This window comes from Streptomyces himalayensis subsp. himalayensis, from assembly GCF_013778455.1.
Lineage (GTDB): Bacteria > Actinomycetota > Actinomycetes > Streptomycetales > Streptomycetaceae > Streptomyces > Streptomyces himalayensis.
The window spans coordinates 38,506-61,926 of record NZ_JACEHE010000039.1; the positions used below are offsets into that span (position 1 = coordinate 38,506).

26 protein-coding genes and 1 pseudogene are annotated in these 23,421 nt (G+C 68.4%); 7 read left to right on the top strand and 20 right to left on the bottom strand.

Annotated elements, in window-relative coordinates; genetic code table 11:
- Nucleotides 1-120: 120 nt before the first annotated feature.
- On the bottom strand, nucleotides 121-1,575 hold the full coding sequence (locus H1D24_RS36620) for an MFS transporter (RefSeq protein WP_258564615.1): 1,455 nt from the start codon (nucleotides 1,573-1,575) through the stop codon (nucleotides 121-123).
- 239 nt (nucleotides 1,576-1,814) lie between these two features.
- Between H1D24_RS36620 and H1D24_RS36625 the strand changes: the two genes are divergently transcribed.
- Entirely contained in the window at nucleotides 1,815-3,293 is a 1,479-nt protein-coding gene (locus H1D24_RS36625; RefSeq protein ID WP_181662049.1) for an MFS transporter, read from the top strand.
- A 98-nt stretch (nucleotides 3,294-3,391) separates the two neighbouring features.
- Here H1D24_RS36625 and H1D24_RS36630 read toward each other — a convergent pair whose 3' ends face one another.
- The 9 genes from H1D24_RS36630 to H1D24_RS43145 form a co-directional block, all read right to left on the bottom strand.
- Complete coding sequence (locus tag H1D24_RS36630) at nucleotides 3,392-3,745, bottom strand: STAS domain-containing protein (protein WP_181662050.1); 354 nt, start codon at nucleotides 3,743-3,745, stop codon at nucleotides 3,392-3,394.
- A gap of 365 nt (nucleotides 3,746-4,110) precedes the next feature.
- Nucleotides 4,111-4,839 carry a maltokinase N-terminal cap-like domain-containing protein gene (locus H1D24_RS36635; protein WP_181662051.1) on the bottom strand — a complete coding sequence of 243 codons (729 nt, stop codon included), beginning with the start codon at nucleotides 4,837-4,839 and terminating at the stop codon, nucleotides 4,111-4,113.
- A gap of 286 nt (nucleotides 4,840-5,125) precedes the next feature.
- The gene (locus H1D24_RS36640; RefSeq protein WP_220137642.1) at nucleotides 5,126-5,728 is read right to left on the bottom strand and encodes a LysE family translocator; all 603 of its coding nucleotides are present in this window, start codon (nucleotides 5,726-5,728) and stop codon (nucleotides 5,126-5,128) included.
- Between the two features lie 182 nt (nucleotides 5,729-5,910).
- A complete protein-coding gene (locus tag H1D24_RS36645) occupies nucleotides 5,911-6,210 on the bottom strand; it encodes a hypothetical protein (protein ID WP_181662053.1) in 300 nt (99 codons plus the stop codon).
- A gap of 182 nt (nucleotides 6,211-6,392) precedes the next feature.
- On the bottom strand, nucleotides 6,393-7,013 hold the full coding sequence (locus tag H1D24_RS36650) for a hypothetical protein (protein WP_258564616.1): 621 nt from the start codon (nucleotides 7,011-7,013) through the stop codon (nucleotides 6,393-6,395).
- An 82-nt stretch (nucleotides 7,014-7,095) separates the two neighbouring features.
- Nucleotides 7,096-7,260 (bottom strand): LuxR C-terminal-related transcriptional regulator, encoded by a 165-nt coding sequence (locus H1D24_RS36655; protein ID WP_181662054.1) that lies wholly within the window; start codon nucleotides 7,258-7,260, stop codon nucleotides 7,096-7,098.
- Between the two features lie 71 nt (nucleotides 7,261-7,331).
- The gene (locus tag H1D24_RS36660) at nucleotides 7,332-8,099 is read right to left on the bottom strand and encodes a class I SAM-dependent methyltransferase (RefSeq protein ID WP_181662055.1); all 768 of its coding nucleotides are present in this window, start codon (nucleotides 8,097-8,099) and stop codon (nucleotides 7,332-7,334) included.
- A 503-nt stretch (nucleotides 8,100-8,602) separates the two neighbouring features.
- Nucleotides 8,603-10,408: a DUF2207 domain-containing protein gene (locus H1D24_RS36665; protein WP_181662056.1), complete on the bottom strand. Its 1,806-nt coding sequence runs from the start codon at nucleotides 10,406-10,408 to the stop codon at nucleotides 8,603-8,605.
- A 142-nt stretch (nucleotides 10,409-10,550) separates the two neighbouring features.
- Nucleotides 10,551-10,922, bottom strand: a complete 372-nt coding sequence (locus tag H1D24_RS43145; protein ID WP_258564617.1) for a hypothetical protein — start codon at nucleotides 10,920-10,922, stop codon at nucleotides 10,551-10,553.
- Between the two features lie 20 nt (nucleotides 10,923-10,942).
- On the opposite strand from H1D24_RS43145, the gene H1D24_RS36670 reads away from it, so the two are divergent.
- Both H1D24_RS36670 and H1D24_RS36675 read left to right on the top strand, forming a co-directional pair.
- Complete coding sequence (locus tag H1D24_RS36670) at nucleotides 10,943-11,446, top strand: hypothetical protein (RefSeq protein ID WP_258564618.1); 504 nt, start codon at nucleotides 10,943-10,945, stop codon at nucleotides 11,444-11,446.
- Nucleotides 11,447-11,541: 95 nt separating this feature from the next.
- Nucleotides 11,542-12,375: an LLM class flavin-dependent oxidoreductase gene (locus H1D24_RS36675; protein WP_181662057.1), complete on the top strand. Its 834-nt coding sequence runs from the start codon at nucleotides 11,542-11,544 to the stop codon at nucleotides 12,373-12,375.
- A gap of 277 nt (nucleotides 12,376-12,652) precedes the next feature.
- Here H1D24_RS36675 and H1D24_RS43150 read toward each other — a convergent pair.
- Nucleotides 12,653-12,838 (bottom strand): annotated as a pseudogene (locus H1D24_RS43150) (alpha/beta hydrolase); the annotation flags it as partial.
- Nucleotides 12,839-13,269: 431 nt separating this feature from the next.
- Between H1D24_RS43150 and H1D24_RS36680 the strand changes: the two are divergent.
- Together H1D24_RS36680 and H1D24_RS36685 are read left to right on the top strand one after the other, a co-directional pair.
- Nucleotides 13,270-13,857, top strand: coding sequence for a site-specific integrase (locus tag H1D24_RS36680; protein ID WP_181662058.1), 588 nt, complete (start codon nucleotides 13,270-13,272; stop codon nucleotides 13,855-13,857).
- A gap of 637 nt (nucleotides 13,858-14,494) precedes the next feature.
- On the top strand, nucleotides 14,495-14,821 hold the full coding sequence (locus H1D24_RS36685; protein ID WP_181662059.1) for a hypothetical protein: 327 nt from the start codon (nucleotides 14,495-14,497) through the stop codon (nucleotides 14,819-14,821).
- A gap of 151 nt (nucleotides 14,822-14,972) precedes the next feature.
- Here the strand turns inward: H1D24_RS36685 and H1D24_RS36690 are convergent, their stop codons facing one another.
- The 6 genes from H1D24_RS36690 to H1D24_RS36715 all read right to left on the bottom strand — a co-directional run bounded on the left by H1D24_RS36690 (nucleotide 14,973) and on the right by H1D24_RS36715 (nucleotide 19,633).
- The gene (locus H1D24_RS36690; RefSeq protein WP_181662060.1) at nucleotides 14,973-15,515 is read right to left on the bottom strand and encodes an NAD(P)H-dependent oxidoreductase; all 543 of its coding nucleotides are present in this window, start codon (nucleotides 15,513-15,515) and stop codon (nucleotides 14,973-14,975) included.
- A gap of 21 nt (nucleotides 15,516-15,536) precedes the next feature.
- Nucleotides 15,537-16,517 (bottom strand): aldo/keto reductase, encoded by a 981-nt coding sequence (locus tag H1D24_RS36695; protein ID WP_181662061.1) that lies wholly within the window; start codon nucleotides 16,515-16,517, stop codon nucleotides 15,537-15,539.
- 184 nt (nucleotides 16,518-16,701) lie between these two features.
- Entirely contained in the window at nucleotides 16,702-17,184 is a 483-nt protein-coding gene (locus H1D24_RS36700) for a nitroreductase family deazaflavin-dependent oxidoreductase (protein ID WP_181662062.1), read from the bottom strand.
- A 10-nt stretch (nucleotides 17,185-17,194) separates the two neighbouring features.
- Complete coding sequence (locus H1D24_RS36705) at nucleotides 17,195-18,040, bottom strand: SDR family oxidoreductase (RefSeq protein WP_181662063.1); 846 nt, start codon at nucleotides 18,038-18,040, stop codon at nucleotides 17,195-17,197.
- A 111-nt stretch (nucleotides 18,041-18,151) separates the two neighbouring features.
- On the bottom strand, nucleotides 18,152-18,916 hold the full coding sequence (locus H1D24_RS36710; protein WP_181662064.1) for an SDR family NAD(P)-dependent oxidoreductase: 765 nt from the start codon (nucleotides 18,914-18,916) through the stop codon (nucleotides 18,152-18,154).
- Between the two features lie 144 nt (nucleotides 18,917-19,060).
- Complete coding sequence (locus tag H1D24_RS36715) at nucleotides 19,061-19,633, bottom strand: ester cyclase (RefSeq protein ID WP_181662065.1); 573 nt, start codon at nucleotides 19,631-19,633, stop codon at nucleotides 19,061-19,063.
- 215 nt (nucleotides 19,634-19,848) lie between these two features.
- Here H1D24_RS36715 and H1D24_RS36720 point away from each other — a divergent pair, with 215 nt between their 5' ends.
- On the top strand, nucleotides 19,849-20,808 hold the full coding sequence (locus H1D24_RS36720) for a helix-turn-helix domain-containing protein (protein ID WP_181662066.1): 960 nt from the start codon (nucleotides 19,849-19,851) through the stop codon (nucleotides 20,806-20,808).
- Nucleotides 20,809-20,958: 150 nt separating this feature from the next.
- Nucleotides 20,959-21,153 (top strand): hypothetical protein, encoded by a 195-nt coding sequence (locus H1D24_RS36725; RefSeq protein ID WP_374064506.1) that lies wholly within the window; start codon nucleotides 20,959-20,961, stop codon nucleotides 21,151-21,153.
- Between the two features lie 473 nt (nucleotides 21,154-21,626).
- Here the strand turns inward: H1D24_RS36725 and H1D24_RS36730 are convergent, their stop codons facing one another.
- The 3 genes from H1D24_RS36730 to H1D24_RS36740 all read right to left on the bottom strand — a co-directional run.
- The gene (locus H1D24_RS36730) at nucleotides 21,627-21,830 is read right to left on the bottom strand and encodes a cold-shock protein (protein ID WP_010982331.1); all 204 of its coding nucleotides are present in this window, start codon (nucleotides 21,828-21,830) and stop codon (nucleotides 21,627-21,629) included.
- A 519-nt stretch (nucleotides 21,831-22,349) separates the two neighbouring features.
- Entirely contained in the window at nucleotides 22,350-23,093 is a 744-nt protein-coding gene (locus tag H1D24_RS36735; RefSeq protein WP_181662067.1) for a phosphotransferase family protein, read from the bottom strand.
- A 236-nt stretch (nucleotides 23,094-23,329) separates the two neighbouring features.
- The coding region (locus tag H1D24_RS36740; protein ID WP_258564624.1) for a phosphotransferase at nucleotides 23,330-23,421 on the bottom strand (92 nt) is incomplete at its 5' end.

Below are 23,421 nucleotides of genomic sequence, written 5' to 3' on the forward strand. Positions count from 1 at the left end.
ACCGGCGCCCCGACGTTCACAGGCACGGCCAGATCAGGGTGGCGGACGACCGCGACCGCCGACGGCGCCCCCGGGGGCTGCGAGGCGCCGGGCCGCCGCGCCGGGCCCAGCCGTCCGTGATCACGCTCGATGGCGACGCAGGGCCGGCATCGTGGCGGCCAGGACCAGCATCGTGGCGATGACCAGCAGGCCGCCGCCTACGACAGCCGTACGTACTCCCAGGGCCGAAGCAGCAGTGCCATGGAGGACGTCAGCCAGGCGTGGGCCGCCTGCGACCACCACCGTGAACACCCCCTGCATGCGGCCGCGCATCTCGTCGGTGGCAGCCGACAGCAGGATCGCTCCACGGAAGACCATGGAGACCATGTCGGCGATGCCGGCGGCGGCGAGGAACACCACCGCAATCCACAGACTGGTGCTCAGCCCGAATCCCGTGATGGCCGCTCCCCAGGCCACCACTGCCGCGATGACCATCAGTCCGTGCCGGCGTGCGCGGGAGAACGTGCCCGACATCAGGCCGCCGACCACAGCACCGATCGGGATGGCCGCGAACAGCAGCCCGAGCGCGAGCCCTTCTCCGTACGGCGCGTACGTTTCTGCGGCGAGCTGGGGGAACAGTGCCCGAGGCATGCCGAAGACCATGGCGATGATGTCGGCGAGGAAGGACAGCAGCAGTACCTTGCGCTGCGCGATGTAGCGGAAGCCTGCGATGATCTCGCGCCATCCCGCCCGCCCGGTCGCCGCTGTGGTGAGCGGCGGTAGCGCGGGGAGTTGCCAGACCGCCCACACGGTGACGCACAGGGCCAGGGCATCGATCAGATAGAGCTCGGCCAGCCCGATGACGGGGATCAGGGCACCGGCGAGCAGCGGTCCGGCCACCAACCCCGTCTGCATGACAGTGGATCCGAGCGCGTTCGCAGCGGCCAGTTCCTCCTTGGGAACCAAGCGGGCGATGGACGCGTTGCGGGCGGGGGAGTTGAGGCCGAAGAATGCCTGCTGAAGAGCGAGCAGCACCATCAGCACCAGCACGGAGTCCAGACCTGTGACGGCCTGGACCCAGAAGAGCAGCGAGGTGACGGCTATACCGCCGTTGGTGAGCAGCATCAGTTTGCGCCGGTCCATGCTGTCCGCGATCGCGCCGCCCCACAGCGCGAAGACCACCAACGGCACAAGCCCGGCGAGGCTCGCGTAGCCCACCCACGCCGATGAGCCCGTGATGTCGTAGATCTGCTTGGGCACCGCGACCGCGGTGAGCTGGCTGCCGACGGCGGTGACGATGGTCGAGGACCAGAGCCGGCGAAAGGCCGGGCGCTGCAGCGGCCGAGTGTCCATCATCCAACGGCGCCACCCGCGCCCGTGGGGTCTCGCCGGACCTGTTGTCGTGGGGTGCGATGCCGAGCGGGCGTCGGCGCTGCTCTTGTCCGTGCTGGCGTCACCGGTACTGCCTGCGTCGGCGCTGCCCTCGTCCGTGCCGTCGTCACCGGTACTGCCTGCGTCGGTGCTGCTGTCACCCGTACTGCCGTGATCGGTACTGCTGTTACTCGTATCCACATTCGTCCTGGCTGCTCGTTGCATCTATCTGTTCAGGACTCACTATCTCTGACGTGTCGTGGCCGCTCTTCGCTGGCTCATCCCTGTTCGGCCGGTATGCCTGCGGTGTACCGGGCGCCGAGACACAACAGTTAGCGCTTCCCCATGTGATCTCTATTGACGCTTGATCATCCTGCTGCGACCTTAGCAAGCGCTTACTTAAGTCGCTTCGTGGTGACCGATCGACAGCCGGTCCCACGGGGCACTCGCGTCAAGGGGAATGCATGCGCGACCTACTTGGGTCGGGACGGCCCGTAGCCGCCTCCGTCGCCACCGCCGAACCACGCCCTGTCTTCAGCGGCCGCTACCAGCAGTTGTGGATGTTCCTGCTGCTCGGCTGGCTGATCAGCTACGCCGACCGGACGGTCACAGGCCCCGTCATCGCCTGGATGATCGAGAACAAGGCGGGGTTCATCGGCGACGCCGCCAACCCCGCCACCCTCGGCGGGCTCATCGGCTCGATGTTCTTCACGGGCTACATGCTCACACAGTACGCCGGCGGACGGCTCGGAGACCGCTACGGCCACCGCGAGATGCTCGTCCTGTCCCTGGTGTGGGCGGGCGTCATGACCTTCGTCTCCGGTGTGGTCACCGGACTGGTCGCCTTCGTCGTCGCGCGCGTGCTCACCGGCCTCGGTGAGGGTGTCTTCTACTCGAACGACCGCACCCTCGTCATCGGCCACACTCCGCCCACGCGGCGGACGATGGGCCTCGGCGTCGTCATCTCGGGACTGTCGATCGGCCTGACCGTCGGCGTCGTAGCCACCCCGTACCTGATCGACTGGGGCAGCTCGCTCGGCATGGGCGGGCGCGCCTGGAGCATGCCCCTCTACGTCCTGGGCATCGTCTCGCTGCTCGTGGCCGCGGCCACGTGGGCCTTCTTCCGGGCTCGCGGCGACCGGCCCCTTCGGCTCGGACCTCCGCTGGTGCGGCTTCTCGCGTACTCGGTGCCGTCCGCCGTCGCCATCACCGGCCTGTTCCTGCTCACCGAGCGGCTCGGCTGGCCGGACTGGCTCACCGCCGTGGGCTCCGGCGTGCTGGCAGCCGCCATGATCGCTGTGGTGGTGCGCGAGATCATTCGCACCGGTCGCTCCGGGGTGCTGCTCACCAAGAACATGTGGCTGCTCTACATCGCCTTCATCGCCGTGATGTGGAACCTGTGGTTCTTCTCGTTCTGGTCCGTACAGATCGTCAAGGAGAGCACGCACAGCAGTCTCATCGCGGCCGCCCTGACCGCCGCGTTCAACGCCGGTGCCGGAATCATCGGCTTCCCACTCGGCGGCTGGCTCGCCGACCGGCAGGTGCGGCGCGGCAAGGGCCGCAAGTCGCTCGCCATAGCCTGCGCCGTCGCACACACGCTGCTGGCGGTGGCATTCGGCCTCTCCCTGCTGGCCGGGCGCCCGTCGCTGTGGCTGCTCGGGCTGATCCTGTTCGTCTCCGGACTGTTCTTCAACGCCCTGCAGCCGATCGTCCACAGCATGCTCGGTGACCAGGTGCCCGACGAGCAGCGCGGCTCCGCCTTCGGTGTGTTCAACCTGGTCGCCGAGATCGGCGCGGTGGCCAGCCCGGTCGTCAGCGGCGTGATGCGCGACGCGACCGGCAGCTGGGCGCCGGGCGTGTTCACCGCCGCCGGGATCATGGCCGTCTCGGTGGTGCTGTACGCCCTGGTACGGGAGCGCGTGCCAGGCGGCGCCGCGGCCTGACCCCGCACGAACGCCAGTGAGCGAACTCCGGTCCGGCGGGCTTCTACCCGCCGGGCCGTCGACTGCTCCCGTCGGTCACGGCGTCCGCGCGCGTGCGTTCAAGGGGAGGTCAGCGCGGCGTCGAGCGAGTCGTAGATGGGGAAGACGCCGTACAGGCTGGTGAGGTCGAAGATCTTTCGGACCGTCTGACTGGCGATCACGAGCCGCAACTCACCGTCGCGTTCGCGGATGCGTTTGAGGATCCCGACGAACACGCCAAGGCCGGTCGAGTCGATGAAGGTCACCCGGCGCAGATCGAGAATGATGCGGCGGCGGCCTTCGTCGATTCTGCTTACCACGTGATCGCGGATCTGCGGCACGGTGTACACGTCCACCTCGCCGTGGATCTCCACCACGGTCCAGTCGTTCTCGTCACGGTGGCTGATCTGGAACTTCGGCTGTATGGCTGACATAACGGACATTATGCGGGCAAAGGTTTCGGCCTGTACCGCCCGGCGGGGGTCCCCACCGGGCGGCCGCAGTCTCGTCCGCGCGGGACGGCACTCCCTCGAGCGCCGGGCGCTCGAAGTCCGCCGTGGCGATCTGGGTGTCACGGTGCACGAGGCCTGAGGAGCCGACCCGGCGACACGGGTTCGACGTCAGGGCGCTCGGGAAGGCCGCACGCGGTTGAGCCCGGATCCGTAGGTGGCGGGAGTAGAGCGGCGACGCCGAGCCCGGCTCGGACACTGCCCGGGTGGCTCGGTGACCGCGACGACGCCGGCGTACGTGGGTCCGGACGCGATCCGCGCCATGGTGTGGCTGCCGGAGCGCTCCGTCTTCACGGTGAAGGTGGCAACCTGGTTCCTCGAGCCGTCGCGGCGTCGTGAACGACGGAGAAGAAGTCCTGCGCCCTGGTGCCGTCCGGCTGAAGCCAGTTGGCGGTGACGTGTCCCAAGGGCTTGGCCCCGTGGGCTGACGAGACGTCCCGACCCGGCTCAAGGATCCGAATGACTCGGACGATCAGTTGTCCGCCCGGTCGAGTCCCCGACCCGGGGACGTCATCTGTCTGCACGAGGAGATCGGTGTACTCCGGCCCGTTGGTCACGGCCGTGAGACTGATCGCTGCTGTGTGGCCGGTCTCCGAGAAGTGGCTTGTGACGGACGTGTCGGGGGCGTTGCTGGTGCTTTGGGCTTGCGGCTCGCTCTCGCCGGTGATCAGGGCGAACAGCTGGGTGACGAGAACGGGATCCTGTGTTCCGTCATAGATCCACCGTCGTCCCAGCACCCCGTGTTCGGCAGTGCCGATGAGCGCGTGATCGGCTCCATCCAGCGGTTGCCCACGGTAGCTGAGCGGTACGTGGTACGTGACGGGCTGGTCTCCGGACGCGTCGGTGACCGCCATGAACTCGATCCCGACCTCGCCCTGGGGATCGTCGAGGCGGAAGCCGCCGGCCTTGGTCAGTTCCGGCTTGGACCCTCTGCCCCGGTACCAGGACTGCTCAGGCAGCCATGAGCTGAGAAGCTCCAGCTTGCTGGGGGTCAGCGTGGTGCGGTGGATGACTGCCATGCCCCGTTACCCTTCCCGTGTCGGTGCGCCTATCGTGCCACTCCCGCCGACGTGCCTCAGCACTGCCAGAGGAACGCGGCCTCGCCACAGGGGCGGCAGCTGAACACGTAACCGCGGCTGCCGCCTCCTGACCTGGCTTTGAGCACTCCAGTGGGCCAGACCCGTCAGAGGCTTCCCTTGGGCGACGGCGATGCCAGGCATCGCCGAGTCGGTCTGCTGGCCCCCGTTCATGCGTGGGACGACGGCGTGGCACGGCTTGAGTTTCGGTGCGCTCACGAGAGTGAGGTCAGCGTTCGACGGCGAGGGTGACGCCCAGGCCGATGAACACGCTCCCGGTCGCGGCGTCCATCCGGCGGCGAACAGCCTCACGGCCGCGCAGCCAGCCGCCGATCCGCCCTGCCAGGACACCGACCGTCCCGTCGGCCAGGAACTCCAGGACGATCAGGACGCCGCCGAGGATGGCGAACTGCAGCCAGACCGGCCCTGCCGTGGGATCGACGAACTGGGGAAGGAAGGCGACCATGAACGCGAACGTCTGCGGGTTGGCCATGGAGGACACCACGCCGTTAAGGAAGGCACGCCGACCCGACATCCCGCTGGCGACGGGATCGTCGGCCTGACTGCTCTTACGGTTACGGATCATCTGGACACCGAGATAGACCAGGTACGCGGCGCCCGCGATCCGTAGCGCCGTGAACACGACAGGGAACGCCGTCAGCAGCGCGGCGAGCCCGGCGGCCGCCGCGGCGATGTACAACGCGTCCCCCGTGATCACGCCCACCGTGGCCAGCAGCCCGGCGCGGGCACCGCCCCGCATGCCGCACCCGAGCACGAACAGCATGTCGGGCCCCGGGGTGACCAGGGCGACGATGGTGCTCACTGTGAACACGGCGAGAACGTGCGGATCGACCGGCATCGAGCGATGTTCTCACCTCCCCCACGCCAGGAGACATCGAAATACCCCAACTGCCGTGGCTCGGCTCAGAAGAGGAACAGTCACCAACCAACAGCCACCGGCCACCTGGCGTGCTCAGTCACCGCCGTTACGCGCACAACTTCTGGACACACGCTTCAGCTCCGGGTCTGGGGACCGGGGCCCACGGGGTGGCGGCGGGCGCCGAGCGGGCTGAGTTCGAAGACCAGCCGTCCCAGCGCAATGAGGGTGCCCTGCCCGAGGACGAGGATCAGCCTCGACCCGTCGTCCCAGTACCAGTTCTCGGTCCAGGGCTGGGTGATCGCCAACGTCGCGGTGAGGTGCGAGACGGCGATGACGGTGCCTGCCCGCCGCTGCCGGAGATAAAGGAGTGGCAGCATCGCCCAGAGCGCGGAGAGCAGCACCAGCCAGGGGGCGACAAACGGCAGACCGGACATGGCGGGCCTCGATATCGGTAGAAGGCGCAGTCCGGCTACCGTCGCACCGGCGGGCCCGCGGTACCAGCCCGGCTGGGTATCGCCCGGATCTCGATGTGGCTCTGGCAGTCCGCCCCGCGGAGCCGACGTTCTCGGAGTGACCCGGTGGCACGGCCCCGGCGAGGCGGCGGATTCCAGGGTCCTCAGGATGTGGGCGCGTCCAGCTGCGGCTCCAGCCGCACTTCGGTCACGCTCACGCCCTCCGGAGCGCCGAACGCCTCGACCATCACGCCCAGGTAGGTACCGGTGACATCCAGAGCCAAGTGGTCGGCCCCCACGCGCAGGTCGAGCCTTGCCACGGGCTCGCCCGAGAAGTCCGGCATGCGATAGATCCGCGCAGCCGGGTAGCCCAGGCCCGTCAGCTTCTCCTGCATCCCCTCGTACGTGGCCGTGTCCGTGCCCGAGAACGCCCTGCTGATGCGCAGTGCGTGCCTCTCGGCGGCGCACTCCTCTTCCGCGGTCAGCGGCACCTCCTCGACCAGGATGGGCATGGTGGAGTAGGGGGTCGGCTCCCCTGCCGTGGTGTCGGCCGTGGAAGCCGATGCCACATCATCGGTGCCGCTGGAGACGTCCGGAGCGCAGCTCTGCGAGATGAGGTTCGCCAACTCAAGGAACCGCATCTCCGCATTGTCGTCGCTCGCCGTGGCGACGCTGACCGTAGAGGATTGATCGGCGGTGGCGTTCTGCGCGCCGAAGCCGGCCAGGACGACGACGCCGCAGAGCGCAGCCGCCAGCAAGGACTTCGGGAGGAGATTCGATCGCATGTCCGTACCGTGCAGGCTACTGGCCACCGCCCACATGAGTACCCGTACTCAATCCACCAGAGCATCAGCTCACCAGCGATCCTCAGTCCACCAGATCCGCCGCCGTCAGCAGCCGCGTCAGGTCCGTCCGCGAACGTGCCTGCAACTTCCGGTAGACACACGGCAGATGGGCTTCCAACGTCTTCCGGGACACGAACAGCGAGGCCGCACCGCGATCGACACCGGCAGCTTCGCCAGGAAGTCGCACTGAGCCTTACCGCTTCCGGGCGACGGAGGCCGAACGCCAGACCTGTCCGACGCGGTGACCTCGATGGCCTGTCAGCCTGCCAGCCGTGCTTTCCAAATCTCCTCACTGGGCCATTGCTGGGCCCAGCCGGCGGGAACTTCGGTGTAGTCCCGGTGTGCGGGCTGGGGTGCCTGGATCTCAATCAGGTCCTCAACGACAAAGCCGGAGGACCGCAGCAGACGAAGCATCTCGCCATGCGGCAGGATGAACTGCACGTGATTCCCCCAGTCCAGCCGAGTAAGGCCAAATTGTGCGCGAGACAGGATGGTGGATGCCGACCCCTCGGGCCGTACGCACAGCGCGAACAGCGGTGAGTAGCGCATGAACACCAGATGGCCTCCAGGAACGAGAAGCCTGGCCGCCTCCGGGATCCACTGATAGGGGTCGCACCACAACGAGGCGCCATACTCGCTGATGGCCAAGTCGAACGTGTTGTCGTCATAGGGCACCTTCTCGGCCTTGCCCAGGACGAGGGGGAAGTCGATGCCGAACTCCGCCTGCATCGCGCGAGCAGTGGCGAGCTGCTTGTCCGATAGGTCGATCCCGATCGGGTGGGCCCCTGCTCTGGCCAGCCAAGCGGAAACGTAGGCAGTACCGCAGCCCAGCTCAATGGTGCGCATCCCGGCCAAGTCGTCGGGAAGTACGGAGACCTGTGACTCAGGGGTGGCCCACAAGCCCCAACGCGGTTCCGCCTGTGACCAGTGATCGCGGGCGAGCGGCCCGTGCCACGCAGACGCCTCGTCATCCCAATAGCGTCGGTTCTGCTCCACATGGTCCGCACGGCAGTCATGAGCAGTCATGGAGGCATTCGACCGAAGATGCTGATGCTCCGGCAACGGATTTACGACCTCACCGGCGTCCCTCGAGAACGCGTGGCTGGCACAAAGGTCAAGTCCCGGAGGCGTGCAGCAACCTGCACGCCGGCTTCGTCGGAGCGGACTGCGAGGTCGTTATGAGCCTCGATGTCTGTTTCGCCTGTGAGGTTGGGTGAGGTTTGCTGGTCGCGGTTTCGTAGCTGGTGCTACGGGTGGAGACGGCGGCATCCGGCGACCATGCACCACGGCGTTCGAGGCGTGCGCGGAGGGTACCGGTCACCGCCGCTGGCTCGGCTGGCCCCCTTCACCTACCCGTTCGACATGACCCAGCAGCCGGCCGCGACGTCCGCATCGGCGCGGCCGGGGACGGCCTCCCGGTCAGCCTCCAGCCCGTGAGCGCCCAGCACCGCTGCGACCAACCTGGTGCGGCGGGCGGCGCACGCGCTGTACGAGGCGGGGTGGCGGGGGTCAGGCCGGGTTCGCCGCAGTCACCATGAGCCGCCGCCCCCGCCACCGTCTCCGCCGCCGACCCCTCCGCTGTCGCCTCCGCCGCTGTAACCGCCCGACGAGGAACCCGACGGGGAACCCGAGCCGCCGGACGACGGCTGGGTGGCGGCGGACACGGCCGCCAGCGGAAGGTATGTGGCGAGGTGGGGCCGGAGCGTCGCGTCGTCCCCGGGTATGGCCGTCCGTGCCCGCGTGCGGGACGCATACGCGTTCGCCTCGTCGGCCGCTGCCGCCGCGGCCGTCCATGCCTCGGCCTCGCCGAGGGCTACGGCCCACGCGGTGATCTCGTCCTCGTCACGCTTCTCCCAGCCGTGCCGCCCGGGTTCGGCCAGATGGCGCCGGTAGGCCTCCGCCTGGCACCACAGGTGGGAGCCGCGCACGGTGCGTGCCCGCAGTTCCCAGGCCCGTACGAGGGCCGCGAGCCCGGCGCCGGCCAGCGCCGCGCCGACTGCCAGCGGCGTCCGCCAGTCCGCGCCCGGATCCGCCACGTCCGTCGCCGTGATCCCCACGACGACCGTTCCGGCGGCCGCGGCCACCGCGCCGCCGCACAGGGCGATCCGGCGGCGTCGCTCCCCGGACGGCTCCCACAGCCCGTCGCCACCCGTGCGCCGCCAGTCCTCGAGCCGGTGCCGCAGCAGCTTCCAGGCGGTGGCGAACGCCGTGTTGTACTGGCCCAGCGGGACGCGCGGCTTACGGGCGAACACGGCCTGGAGCACCTCCGTCGTCAGCGGGTCGGCGGCGCCGGCCGGCCGCTCGCCGGCCTGGTGCAGCACGGGCTTCTTGTTGCCGCTGATGGTCAGATGCCCGTCCGCCGCCGCGGTCAGCAGCCACGCCGCCAGGTGTTCCTGGCGTACCCGGTCGGTAAGCAGGATGCCGACGTGGGCGGGAGCGATGCCCGCGGGCGGCTCACCGTTCGGTGTGACCGATGCACCCAGCCGGCGAACGTCCATCCGCCGGGTCCGGCCGTCCGCCCCCTGGACCCGCTCCCGCCCCGCCAGCCGCACCAACTCCGCGACCACGGCCGTCGCGGCGAGGGCGATCACCGTGGCCCACAGCCACCCCGTTGGCGCACTCTCCCCGGCCTCGACGGCAGCCGCCCGTCCGCCGGGCGCCTTTGGCAGCGACGCGGCGCCGCCGCCGTCGGCATCTCCGACCTCCGCGTAGAGCGTCAGACCCTCGTGCGCCTCCAGCCCGTCCTGGGCCACGTCCAGCTGCCCCGGTACGGGCTGCCGCTGCGTCGCACAGTCCTCGTGTGAACCGGAGGATCCCGACACGCAACTCGGCCGTTGCAGGGCGAACGGGACGGCCAGGTGCACGTCGACGTGTCCGACGGGCACGTCCCACTTCGTGCCGACGGCATCCCACGCCAGCCACTCCTCGTCCCCGAGGTGCGGCAGGGTGTACTCGATGCGGTACCGGTGGGTCCCGGTCACCGTCGTGTCGGGGTCACCGATCACGATCCGGGTGCCCGCCCTGTCCTCGACGCGGTATGGCACCGGCTCGCCGTCCGCCGTGACGGATACCTTGCTGACGTCTCCGGGAACCGCCCCCGGCACGTCACGGTAAATGCCGTGCCGCTGCTCACCGTTGAAGTCGTAGTCGATCACCTCGGTGATCCGGGCCGTCCCGTCGGTACGTATCTCGGCGCCGACCCACATCCGGGCGATCCGTTCCCCGGGCTCCCCGAGCACCGCGCCCAGCAGCCCGACCAGCCCCACCAACACCGCGCCCACGAGCAGCAGAACGGCATCCCGCCGCCTCCGCCACCCCACCGACCTGGCCCTCACCCGGGCCCTCCTCACCGTCACCCGTCACCGTCAGGGGAGGAGAATACAGACCACGTATTACGCAACAGAGGTGCGAGAAACCGCAGTTCGGCGTCCGCGATCTATCCGTCGCCGAGACTGGGCGAGACTGAACAGACCGGCTTCAGTAACGGGACAGGGGCGGTCGAGGTGCCGGCCGGCAACCGCCCTGTGCATGCTCCGCCCGGCTACACGACCCCCGGGAGCAACGCGGCCTGAGGATCCCCCGGCTGACCAGGCGCTTGAGCTTGGAGCGGATGCCCTCGGTGTTCTTCGGCAGGATGGGCAGGTCGAGGGCCTCGCACAGGTCCCGGGCCCGCATCGGCCGACCGGCGTGGGCGAAGACGGCCAGGATCTGCTGGTAGGCCGGATTGTCCGGCGTGGCGGGCTGCGGGGCCGCTTCGGTGACGGGGAGTCCGTCGGCGACGAGGGCATCAGCGCCGAACACGTCGCCCTGCTTCACGGAGCCGACCTCGAAGTGACCGCCGCCGGGCACGCCTGTCGGACCTGCGCACCATGGCCGGCGCTGGCCGCGACTACTGGGACATCGCCTGGGAGAGCTTCTGCTTCTATCAGGCAGGCGACTGGGCGTTCCTGATGTACCACGAGACTCCGCCGGGCACCCGGGCCGATAGTGCGGCTCTCTCCCGGCTCGGAGTTACAGAGACCGTGCAGCTGAGCGCCTGCGCCGCGAAGGCCATCTACACCTTCGACGACACGCGCGACGGCCGCCGCATCGACGACGACTGGGGTGCACTGGAACTGATCGGGTACAAGCGGGGCCGCGCCCCCTACTACCGGGGCGGCCAGCTCGACTTCCTCAACCAGGCCATACGCCGTGCCGAAATGGACCACCCCGAACTGACCGGCGAGTTCGAACTGTACTTCCACGCTTTGGACGACGTACTTGCCTTCAACTGCCCCAGCAGGACATCCAGGAGGGAACGGTCCAGGCCGCACAGTGGGCACGCGGCAACCCAGGCAGTGGGTATCGCTGGTCGGTGCTGCGTTGACCGGTGACCCAATTCACACGCCGTGAGGTGGGCCCGCCAGACTGAGCGGGGATTGCCATATATCCGCCTCAGCCCACCAGCCGACCCTGGAGAAGGTCCCTCGTGAACGAGAACTTGCGCTTCGGTATCTACCTGCCGCCGTTCGGCCCGTTCGGCGACCCCAACGTCCTCGTCGAACTGGCAGTACGGGCGGAGGCCGCCGGGTGGGACGGTGTGTTCCTGTGGGACCACGGGGTCACCGATGCGATGCCGATCGCCGACCCGTGGACCACGCTGGCGGCCATCGCGTACGCCACCGAGAATCTGCTGCTAGGCCCGACCGTCACGCCGCTGGCCCGGCGTCGGCCCTGGATGGTCGCCCGGCACGCGTCCACCGTCAGCAGGCTCTCCCAGGGACGGCTTATCGTCGGGACCGGAGTGGGCGTCGACGAGTCCGGTGATTTCAGCATCTTCGGGGAGCCCACCGACCTGGCGACCCGCTCGGCGATGCTGACCGAGGGCCTCGAGTTGATGCGCGCGATGTGGGCCGGTAGGGCCATCGAGCACAGCGGCCCGCATTACCAGGTGAACCTGGCGGCCACGAAACCGGAACCGCACCGCATTCCGGTCTGGATGGCCAGCTCCACCAACCACCCGCGGGTGATCAGCCGTGCCTCTGGCTGCGACGGCATTTTCCCGAACCCTGACGACCACGAGCTGATCCCGGAGGAGATCGCAGACATCCGCCAGAAGTTGCACCGCGCCGGTCTGCCGGCCGACCGGCCGTTCGACATCGCCGTGCGCGGTAACGCAAGTCCTGCATGGCAGGAACACAAGAACGTTGATCTCAAGGGGCTCGCCGAGGCCGGCATGACGTGGTGGCTGGAGTCGCTGATCCATTTCGACCCGCTGGAGCTGTCTATGGCGGTCGTCGACGCCGGACCGCCTCGCATGTGAGCGCATCGAACTGGGCTGGCGTTTCAGTGATCCCTCATCGTTCTGGGCGGTCGCCGAAGCGCAGGCCTTGTTCACGGCCGCCCTGGTCATCAACCAAGCGCTCCGCGCGGACCTGGGAAAAGGCTGATCTCCGACCCGGCCTTCCGAGCGGCCGCCGCGGTCGGGGCGGTCGTGCATCTGCCGGCTACCGCCATCGAGGAGGGTCGGGACCTGTCCTCGATGAGCGGCATCCTGGCCGACACCGCCTACCGTCTGCTGCCGGCCTGACGGCCCCGCTTCACTGCAGGTGCCGGGTGAAGAACCGGTTCCCGTCGTCCACCTCGAACCACGGGGTGCCGACGTGCCCGCCCATATTGGCGTGCAGCGTCTTCTCCTTGGTGCCGAAGGCGTCGAACAGGTCCAGGGCGCGCTGCCGGGGGTTCCCTTCGTCGTCCCACTGCAGCAGGAACAGCAGCGGAATGGTGCCCCCTGCCTGTTCGTGATGACCTTAGGAGGGCCCTCTGACATCTCAGCCGCCCCTCGGCCTGTCCTGTTCCGCTCAAGTTGGCAGGTACTCAACCTTCTGCCACTGATGTTTGCCCAGGGGGTTCGGCAGCTTCCCGCTGCCGTCATTGCAGGGCTGCCGCGAAGGGGCGTGCTCACGCTCGGACCAGCAGATGCGCTCGGTGATCTGATGGTCGTCGGCGACGCGGGGTCCCGGGTGCGTGAGGTGGCTGCGCCACCATTGGGCATTGCGGGCCTGGCAAAGCCTGCGCGAAATACGGCAAAGCCCGCCTGATCTACGTCCCCGAGGACGCCGTCGCATCCGCCGACCTGTTCTGCCTGCTCGAGCGTCCGGACATCGTCCGCAGGGCGGCCCGAGGGCTGGAGCGCAAGGCCCGCGACCTGTTCGTGGTGGGTGAGGTCGACGTCGTCGGCGGCCGGGTGAGGGGTGTCCTGGACGGCGTGGTGCGCGAGTTCCAGATGTCGGCCATGGACGCCAAGCTGCGGCGGATCACCGTCTACGAGGGCGAGTTCGGCCTGGAGGCCCTGACTTTGTTCGTCTGCCGCGGCGGTCTGATGCCGGGGGCGGACGCCTGGAAGAGCTACCGCCACCGGGCCTGGACGCGCATGACGAACCTCGCCGACCGATCCACGCCACTGCTGCCGGGCCGACGCTGGCGCTGGCCCGACCTGCGGCACACCTACGCTCTGCGGCTTTTGACCTATCTGGAGAACATCATGGACGGTGAGGAGCCGGACCTGCAGGCTCGTCGCCGGCACCGGTCGTACTTGACCGGGCACATCCGGCACAACCCGCTGCTGATCGTCAGCCGAAGACTCGGGCACGCGAATCCGGAAACCACCTACGAGTACCTCCAGTACACGGACGACCTGATCAACGAGTTCGAGGCCGCGTTCTCCAGCTGGATCGGCGACGACGAGGCGTCCAACGCCGACATCGCATCCCACGCGATCAACGGCGCGAAGGGCGGTCGCTGATGCCGAACGCGCGCCGGAAGGGCCGGAACAACGAAGAACGCGACCGCCTGCGGGCAGCCCTGGCGAACCCCGTCCCGCCGGGCGGCATCGGCCCTCGGGTTGTCGAGCTCCCCCGACAGCTCGTGGCGGTGGACCCATCGGACTTCCGCTGTTCGCGTTTGGCCATGCAGCTGGCCGATGAGTGGGTTGAGTACGTGGCCGCCACCGCCATCACGACTCACGCGAGGACCTACCACATGGCGATCACCCGGCTCTGCAAGTAGGCGGACAAGGAGCTCGGACCGGCGGCGGAGACGGCGAGCCTGACCGATCCAAACCTCCTTGACCTGCTGGTGAAGTGGGAGCTGTCACTGCCCGAGAGCTACGCTCTGAGCTCCACCTATCCCTGGGTTTTGGCGGGCGCCGTGCGGGTGCTGATCGTCCGCCGGGACGACCACTCCGACCGTCCGGTTGCCCCGGACCTGGCCCGGCTGGCCCGCGGTCCCGCTCTGCTGGGCAGTGGGGAGAAGACGGAACGGGACGAGTTCAAGCGCCAGGAGAAGCAGGCCCTGGTCTGCGCCGCCTGGCAGAGTGTTCACGCCACCCGCAAAGGCCTGCAGACGCTCGGCGCAGGCCCGTCAGGGTCTTCGTTGCTCAAATGGCACGCAGGCATCTGGCTCGCACGCTGTTCGCGATGTTGTATCCGCACAACCTCGACCTCCACGCGTTCCGCATCCTGCTGATGGACGCCACCGGCCACGCCTCGGAAGAGGTCACCGGCTTCGGAGAGGCGGATGTGGAGTTCCTCCCCAAGGGCGTCCGGCTGACCCTCCTGAAGAACCGAGCCGAACACCGGACGTCGCCACTACCGTCACGCCCATTCGCCCCCGCGGTCCTCGGCAACGCCACTGAGCCCTTCACCTCGCATGTCACACGGAAGGGAAGGCACGGCAGGCGGCAGATGGAGCAGGCCATGTCCCGGTAAGTCGTCGGGACCGCCGGCGTTGTGAACCTTGCGGTTGCGCGGTCACTCTCCGGCCGCTCGACGTCGATACGGCGAAGAGCGGCCGGAGACTGGTGTGACCCAGCACCACCGCGTCACCTTGAGGGCAAGGGGCCGCGGTGGTGAGAGCGCGTCAGGCGGCGTAGGAGGCGAGCAACTCGTTGTACTGCTTGGCGGCGGTGGCCAGGTCCTCGTCGGAGAGGCCGAAGGCGGTGCCGTACACCTTGACCATCGGCTGCTGGATGTCGAACTGGCACAGCCGCAGGGTCGCGTGCCAGTTGCTGAGGAGGGTCTCGATGGTGGCCTTGTTCGCGCCTTCGGGGGTGTAGTGCTCGCCGGGGACGCCAGTGGTGACGGCGACGACGGCCTTCTTGTCGGCCAGCTGCGAGGGAGAGCCGTCCATGGTGAAGGCCCAGCCGAGGGTGAAGACCTTGTCCTGCCACTGCTTGAACAGCGGGGTGGTGTTGTACCAGAACACCGGGTGCTGGAAGACGATCACATCGTGGTCGGCCAGCAGCGCCTGCTCTGCGGCGACGTCGATCCGGAAGTCGGGGTAGGTGGCGTAGAGGTCGTGCACGGTGACATGGGCCAGATCGCGGACGGCGTCCACGAGCGCCGCGTTGGCCTTCGACTGGGACAGGTCGGGGTGGCCTACGACAAGGAGAACCTTGGACATGATGAGAAACCTTTTCAGTGATCAGCGGTCGATGCTGGCCATGTTGGCCTCGTCGTGGCGTTCGCCCGCGGCGGGTGTGAGGTTGTTGAGGCGGTCGAGTTGCGTGGGGGTGAGTTCGATGGCGTCGGCGGCGGTGTTCTCCTCGACGCGGGAGACCCGGCGGGTGCCGGGGATGGGGGCGATGTCGTCGCCGCGGGTCAGCAGCCAGGCCAGCGCGGTCTGGGCCGGGGTGGCTCCGATCTCGGCGCCGATGGCCCGCACCTCGTCGACGATGCGCAGGTTGCGCTGGAAGTTCTCGCCGGTGAAGCGCGGGTTGGTCTTGCGCCAGTCGTCGTCGGCGAAGTCGTCGACGGTGCGGATCTGTCCGGTCAGCAGGCCGTGGCCGAGCGGGGAGTAGGGCACGAATCCGATGCCCAACTCGCGCAGCAACGGGAGGATCTCGGCCTCGACGTCCCGGGTCCACAGGGAGTACTCGGTCTGCAGCGCGGCCACCGGATGCACGGCGTGTGCCCGGCGGATCGTGTCGGGGCCGGCCTCGGAGAGCCCGATGTGGCGCACCTTGCCCTCGGCGACCAGCTCGGCCAGCGCGCCGACCGTTTCTTCGATGGGTGTGTTGGGGTCGACGCGGTGCTGGTAGTAGAGGTCGATGTGGTCGGTGCCGAGCCGCAGGAGTGAGCCTTCGACGGCGGTCTTCACGTTGGCGGGGCTGCTGTCGATGACGCCGGGGCCGTCGCCGGCGTGGGAGACGAGACCGAACTTCGTCGCGATGACGACGTCATCGCGTCGGCCCTTGAGGGCATTGCCGACGAGTTCCTCGCTGTGGAAGGGGCCGTAGATCTCGGCGGTGTCGATGTGGGTGACCCCGAGGTCCAGGGCCCGGTGGATGGTGCGGATCGACTCGGCGTCGTCGAGTCCTCCGCCTGTGGTGTACGTGCCGGCCATGGTCATGGCTCCCAGGCCGATGCGCGAGACATCGAGCCCGCCCAGTGATACGTGCTTCATCAGGTACTCCTTGTCGTAACGGCCGTCAGGCCCGGTCAGCGGTCGCGATGAGTGCGGTGCGCCACCAGTCGGCAGACCGTGGAATGTGGGGTGTGTGTTGCTCAGGGCGGGGGGTTGCCGTAGGCCAAACCGGTGTGTCAGTGACAGGCGGCGGGGATCGGTGGGCTGAGCCGGCTGTGCCGGGTCAGTGCTCCTGGGCCGCCGGCTCCAGAACGAAGACCGGGATCTCTCGGTCCGTGTTCCTCTGGTACTCGGCGTAGGGCGGGAATGCCTCGACGGCTCGGGCCCACCACACGGCCTTCTCGTTGCCGGTCACCTCGCGTGCCAGCATGTCCTGGCGCATCGGGCCGTCCTGGAGTTCGACGCGGGGGTCGGCCACCGCGTTGTGGTACCAGACCGGGTGCTTGGGGGCTCCTCCGGCGGAGGCGACCACGGCGTAGTTGCCGTCGTGCTCCACCCGGATGAGCGGGGACTTGCGGATCTTGCCGCTCTTCGCGCCCAGGGTGGTCAGGATGACGACGGGCACGTCCTCCAGTTTCTCGTCTTCTTCACGTGTGACCAGGACACCCAGCGTCGTTCCTTGCGCACCGCCGGAGCTTTCGTACAGCTCGACCTGGTCACGCACGAACTGCGCGGTGCTCGGCTCGTACTCGCCTTTCAGTGGCATGGTGCCCCCCTCAGACGGTGGTGTCGTCGTAGGCGAGGTTGTCGCCCAGTTCGCGGGAGGCTTCGGCCTGGGCGAGGAGTAGCTTCGCCTTGGCCTCGGCGGCCTCGATGGCGTCCGCACCGGCGACGAAGCGCTGCAGGGGCTCGTCCTGGCCGGCGATGGTGAGCAGGGCGCGGGCGAGCTTGGCGGGGTCGCCGGGCTGCTTGCCGTTCATGCTCTTCATACCCTCGATCGTCGGGGCGGTGCGCGGGGCGTAGTCGTCGATGGACAGCTCAGGCCAGGTGGTGGAGCCGTCCACGAGGAGTTCGGTGCGGAAGAATCCGGGCTCCACGACCGTGGTGCGGATGTTGTACGGCTCCACGTCGTAGCGCAGCGACTCCATCCAGCCCTCTTCAGCGAACTTGGAGGCGGCGTAGGCGGAGGTGAACTCCATACCGACCAGGCCGGCCGTCGAGGTGATGGTGATGACATGGCCGTCGCGCTGCTTCCGCATGATCGGCAGGACGGCGCGGGTGACGTTCATCGGGCCGAAAAGGTTGGTCTCGAACTGCCGGCACATCTGCGCGGGTGAGATCTCCTCGAAGAAGCCGGTGAACAGGTTCCCGGCGTTGTTGACCAGGACGTCGACGCGGCCGAAGCGCTCGACGGCGGCCTGCGCGGCGGCCTCGGCGTCCTCCAGGCTGGTGACGTCGAGCTTCGTGACCAGCAGATTGTCCTGCGGTCCGCCGAGGGTCTTCTCGACCTCTTCGGGGCGGCGGCCGGTGGCGACGACCTGGTGGCCGGCGGCGAGGGCCTCGCGGGCGATGTCCGTGCCCAGACCGCGTCCGGCGCCGGTGACGAGAATGACCTTGCTCATGGGTTTCCTTTCAGGCGCCGTTCATCCGGCATCTGGTGTGTGCGGTGGTGATGGGTCGTGCCGTCCCGGCGGCCGACCAAGCGGGGATGGGTCGGCCGGGCCGGACGGCCGTCAGGCTTGGTCGGTGGGCATGATCCACAGTTCGGCGATGGAGGCGTGCCGGGGCCGGGTGACCATGTAGGTGACGCCGTCGGCGATGTCCTCGGGGGCGAGGATCTCGGTCGTGTCGAGGAACGGCTGGATCATCTCGCTGTGGATGTCGGGCTTGTTGTGCGAGTCAAGTTCGGTTTTCACACCGCCCGGCTCCAGGACACCGACGCGCACGTGCCGCTGGGTGACTTCCTGGCGCAGGGACTCGGTGAAGCCGTTCACCCCGAACTTGGTGAGGTTGTAGACGCCGTAGCCGTTCCAGGCCACGCGGCCCGCGATGGAGCTGATGTTGACGATGTCGGCGACCCGGCGCGTACCGTCCTCGGCGGCCTTGAGCATGTGCGGGAGGGCGGCGCGGGTGGTGTAGAGCAGGCCCTGGACGTTGACGGCGGTCATGCGCTCCCACTCCTCGGCGTCCGCGCCGACGACGGGGCCCAGGAGCATCAGGCCGGCGTTGTTGACCAGGGTGTCAAGCCGTCCGAAGTGCTCGACGGTCCGCTCGACGGCCGCCTCTGCCTGGGTGCGGTTGGTGATGTCGGCCTCCACCACCAACGCGGTGCCGCCGACCTTCTCGATCTCGGCGGCGAGCACGTCCAGGCGGTCCTTGCGGCGGGCCACCAGGGCCACGGACGCACCGTGCTCAGCGAGCTGGCGGGCGGTGGCCTCGCCGATACCGCTACTCGCGCCGGTGACGAGAGCGACAGTGCCAGTCAGTTTCGATGCCATGAGGGTGTCCTGTTTCTTTGGTTCTCTGCATGTGCGGCACAAGCCCGGCGGGGAGGCGGATCGTGCGTGCCAGGGCGCGGCGAGCGCCGGTCAGCCGCCCTCGGCGTGGGCGAGTGGAGGTGGGTGAAGTACTGCGCTCCGCTGTTATGTGGCGGGGATGGCGCCCATCTGCGTGAGGATGCCGAGCATGTCGAGCTGGGCGCGCTCTTCGACGATCTTGCCGTGGGACAGGCGGTAGAACGCCATGCTCTCCGTGCGGATCGCCTTGCCCGTGGCCTCGACACCGGCGAAGGGTCCTTCGTGAGTGCCCGTCATGGTGTAGCGGACGGCCACGGTGTCGCCCTCGGCCCGCATGTCCTGCACCGTCCATTTGAGGTCGGGGAACGCCTTCAGGTTCGCCGCGACGATGCCGAGATAGGTGTCCCGGCCCTGCCACGTCTGGCCGCCGGAGTGCACGACGATGTCCGGGCTGACGAACTTGCTCGCCAGAGCGGGATTGCGACCGGGCAGGTACTCGCTGGTGTAGCGCTCGATGATGCGCTTGTTCACCTGAGCGGTCCCGTGGTTCCAGGAGACGGATTCCGCCGTGACGCGAGACGCCGACCCGGAGCCGGTGGTGCGGTCGGCCGTGTCGGCCGAGGCTCCCGTTCCGAAGGCCGCGAGGCTGAGCGCTCCCAGCGCCGTGGCTACGGCGGCCGGCCTGGTGTATCGACGCATGATCGTCCTTCTGACTCCGGTGATCACGGCGCCGACGGCGCCGCGAAGGGGCTGGAGACCGGCGGCACAAGCACCGCCGTATCCGGGCCATTCACACCGCCGTGGGGCGGTGCACCACCAACAAAACCGGCTGTCACGGCAGCGTGGGAGTCCCTGATGAGGGGGTCACTGACAGGGACCCCCAACCCGGCGGAACCGCTCGTAGAGTGAAACGCATGGCAGGCAGAAACGACCCCAACGGCACCAACCGCGACATCCGTGACGACTTCCGCGCCGAGATCCGGGAATTCCTGGGCACCCGACGGTCCAAGATCACCCCCGAGCAGGCCGGACTGCCCGTGTACGGCGGAGAGCGCCGACGGGTCACAGGGCTGCGCCGCGAGGAGGTCGCCCTCCTCGCGGGCATCTCCAGCGAGTACTACACCCGGCTGGAGCGCGGCAACGCCACCGGCGTCTCCGAGAGCGTCATCGAAGGCATCGCGCAAGCGCTGCAGCTCGACGAAGCCGAACGAATCCACCTGAACGACCTCCTGCGCGGCGCCGGCACCACCCGCCCGCCCCGCCGCCGGCCCGCCCAGCAGCGCATCCGGCCCGCGGTACAGCGCGTCCTCGACTCCATGACCGGCACACCCGCCTTCGTCCTCAACGGACGCGGGGACATCCTGGCCGCCAACCACCTCGGGCGCGCCCTGTTCTCCCCGGTCTACGCCGACCCAGTGCGGCCGCCCAACAACGCCCGGTTCATCTTCCTCGACCCGCACGCGACCGAGTTCTTCCGCGACTGGAACCAGGTCGCAGGAGACGCCGTCGCGATGCTGCGCGCCGAGGCTGGCCGCGATCTCTACGACCGGCGGCTGACGGACCTGATCGGCGAACTGTCCACCCGCAGTGAGGAATTCCGTCACCGCTGGGCCGCCCACAACGTCCGGATGCATACCACCGGCGTGAAGCTTCTGCACCACCCGGTCGTCGGCGACCTCGACCTACCGTTCGAGACCTTTCCGGTGGGCGGCGCCCCCAGCCAGTTCCTTCTCACCTACACCGCCGAGCCCGCCTCCCCCTCGCAGGACGCCCTGAACTTGCTGGCCAGCTGGGCCGCGACCGACGACGACATCGAGCGGTCCACGCCGGCCGACGATTCCGAGCCGGCCGACTCGGCCGAGTCACCCGACTGATCGACCTGTGAGGCCCCTCCCGACGATTCCGCCACCACGAGAGATGGGAGCCAGCCCTCATGCGACCGCCTTCGCCAGGAACCAGGGATTCTCGGCAGGAGCAGTCAGTCAGCGCGGCTGGACGCACAGCCTCCGGCCGAGGGTTTAGCCGTGTGGGACAGCAACCCGACCCCGCCATCGATCCTTGCGCCCGACCGGACCCGGATTGGCCAGCACGGGCTGGAGATCGTCATGGCCGTTGGCCAGAGCTTCGCCATCCACCGCGAACCCGTGGGCAAACGGATCACCACGGCGATCGTGCTGGCCGACGATCCCGGCGGAGACGTCACCGGTCGGCAGATGTGACGCACCGGCCCCACAGCCGGTCATGCACCGGCCGCTGCAGCCCTCTGCCAGCATGACGATTCCGTTCCCGCCCGGCGTCTCCACCACCGTGCGCCCGCACCGGGCCAGCAGGCACCGCCACCGCGGCCTGCACCACCACCCGCATCTCGTCGCTGGACGACCGCGCTGATCGGCCGCCAGCGCGGTGAACCCGTGCGACATCGTCCAGCTCACCAGCACGCCCGCGGGCGCCTCGCCCACCTTCAGGCCCGGCGTGGTGTTATCCGCCTCGTCGACGACATGGAAGCCTGCCAGCCTCAGGCGTGTCACCCCGCCGCCAGCGCGGCAGCATGACCGTGCCCTCCGCCTGCAACTGCTCACCGCCTCGCCGACGTCCGCCGCGTACTCGACTCGAGGAGGACCACCACATGATCCACATCGCAGCGGCACCTGCCCCGCGAGCGCTGCGGGGCGGGTGCCGTGCGGGTGCAAGGTCAGGCGGGGGTGATGTTCTCCGCCTGGGGGCCCTTCTGGCCCTGGGTGACGTCGAAGTTCACCTTCTGGCCTTCCTGGAGCTCACGGAAGCCGGAGCTGGCGATGTTGGAGTAGTGGGCGAAGACGTCGGGGCCTCCGCCGTCCTGCTCGATGAAGCCGAAGCCCTTTTCCGAGTTGAACCACTTGACGGTTCCGCTGGCCATTTTGTCCTCCAAGGGGACTCGAAGTCGGTTCCCGCACCGTGCAGGAACCGGAGGTGATCGCCCTGGTCCTCAGAGACTCTGAACAGCAGAATCGCCGGTGTACACGCTCACGGGCGACCGGTACTTCGGAACCATGACAGCTGGCTCTGGCGCTACACCGGCAGTTCCACCCTCACGACGGAACGCTGATGACAAGGGCTGAATTCTTCCGTTCAGCGGCGTGACGTGGCGGCCATCGCGGTGGACGCGGCAGCGGTGGGGATGCCGTGGTCGGTGACGAGCTGGCGCTGCGTTCGGCGAGCCGGTTCGTGTTCCCGCCCAAGTTCATGAGTTCGTCAACGGTCTGTGCGGGGCAGCCAGGCAGCTCGCCGTCGGGGGAAACGGCGCGACGGCCGACTTCTCCCTCAACCGGTGTGTGCCGTGATCGATGCTGGCCAGCCGTACGCAAGCCCTCTCTTCACGACGGCCGCCGCCTACTTGACCAGGCACAAGGCCGCCGAAGGACGTTCTCTCTGCGCATCACTTGACGGCGTCCTCAAACACTTTGCGGTGCTCAGCAGTGTGTTCGTGCTCACGCCAGGACCAGGCGATGCGATCCGAAATTTGCTGGGCAGTGGCTTCGACGGCCTTGGAGCCGGCCTGCACCTCTGCCCAGAAACGGGCGTTTCGGGCCTGCCGTTCCAGCATTGCGTCGACGAGCACAGCACGCTCAGGGCAAGTCAGGCCATAGGCGTCGACCAGCACCCGCACCTGAGTGGCCTGAACATCCACAGGAGGAGCCCCTGCCTTCGAGGACACACACCAGAGCCAGGTCATATAGCCGACGTCCTCCAGCGGGCTGCCCGGCGCAGCCATGTCGAAATCGATGAAGGCGACCGGCATGTCGTCCTGAAAGACGGCGTTGTTCGGCCCCAGGTCGTTGTGGCACACGACCTGATGCTGACCAGCAAGATCGCTGCCTCGTGTGGCATTGTGCATGGCGCGAGCCAGGGCGCCGGCCGCAGCAACCTGCGCGTCGGTCCATGGCCGGAACTTGGGTGGAACCCAGCCCGGCACATAGCTGAAGGTGTCCCGGCCTGTCTGATCCCGGCCGAGATATCGCGGGGCCCCCGTGAATCCTCGGCTCTCCAACAGATCAAGCAGGGAGGCGACGAACGGCGAGGCAGCCGAGGCCGGTCTCCGGACCGTGTCACCGATACGGACGACGCCGCGGGTGATGCGGCCTCCCCGCATGGGGACGACTTCGTCAACAATCTCGGACATGCCACTGGTTCCTTTCCACCGCCGCTGTCCATAAAGGCGGGGGACACACCGGCCGCTGCGCCGGCAGGTCGCCCACGCGAGATAGGGACTCGCGACGCGAAGCGTTTGCTCCAGCTGTGTCAGGCGGCTGTTGAGGAGTGATGTTCCCTGGGACTTCGCCAGCGGCAGTGCATCCCAAGCCCAGCGCTTGACTCGTGGTCGGCCCTATGTCTCATGAGACATGTTGAGCGCGAAGATCAGGTCCACGCCATGTAGCCGAGGTCCTCAAGCGGGTCGCCCGGGGCGGCGGTGTCGAAGTCAATGAAGGCGACAGGTACATCGCTAGAGA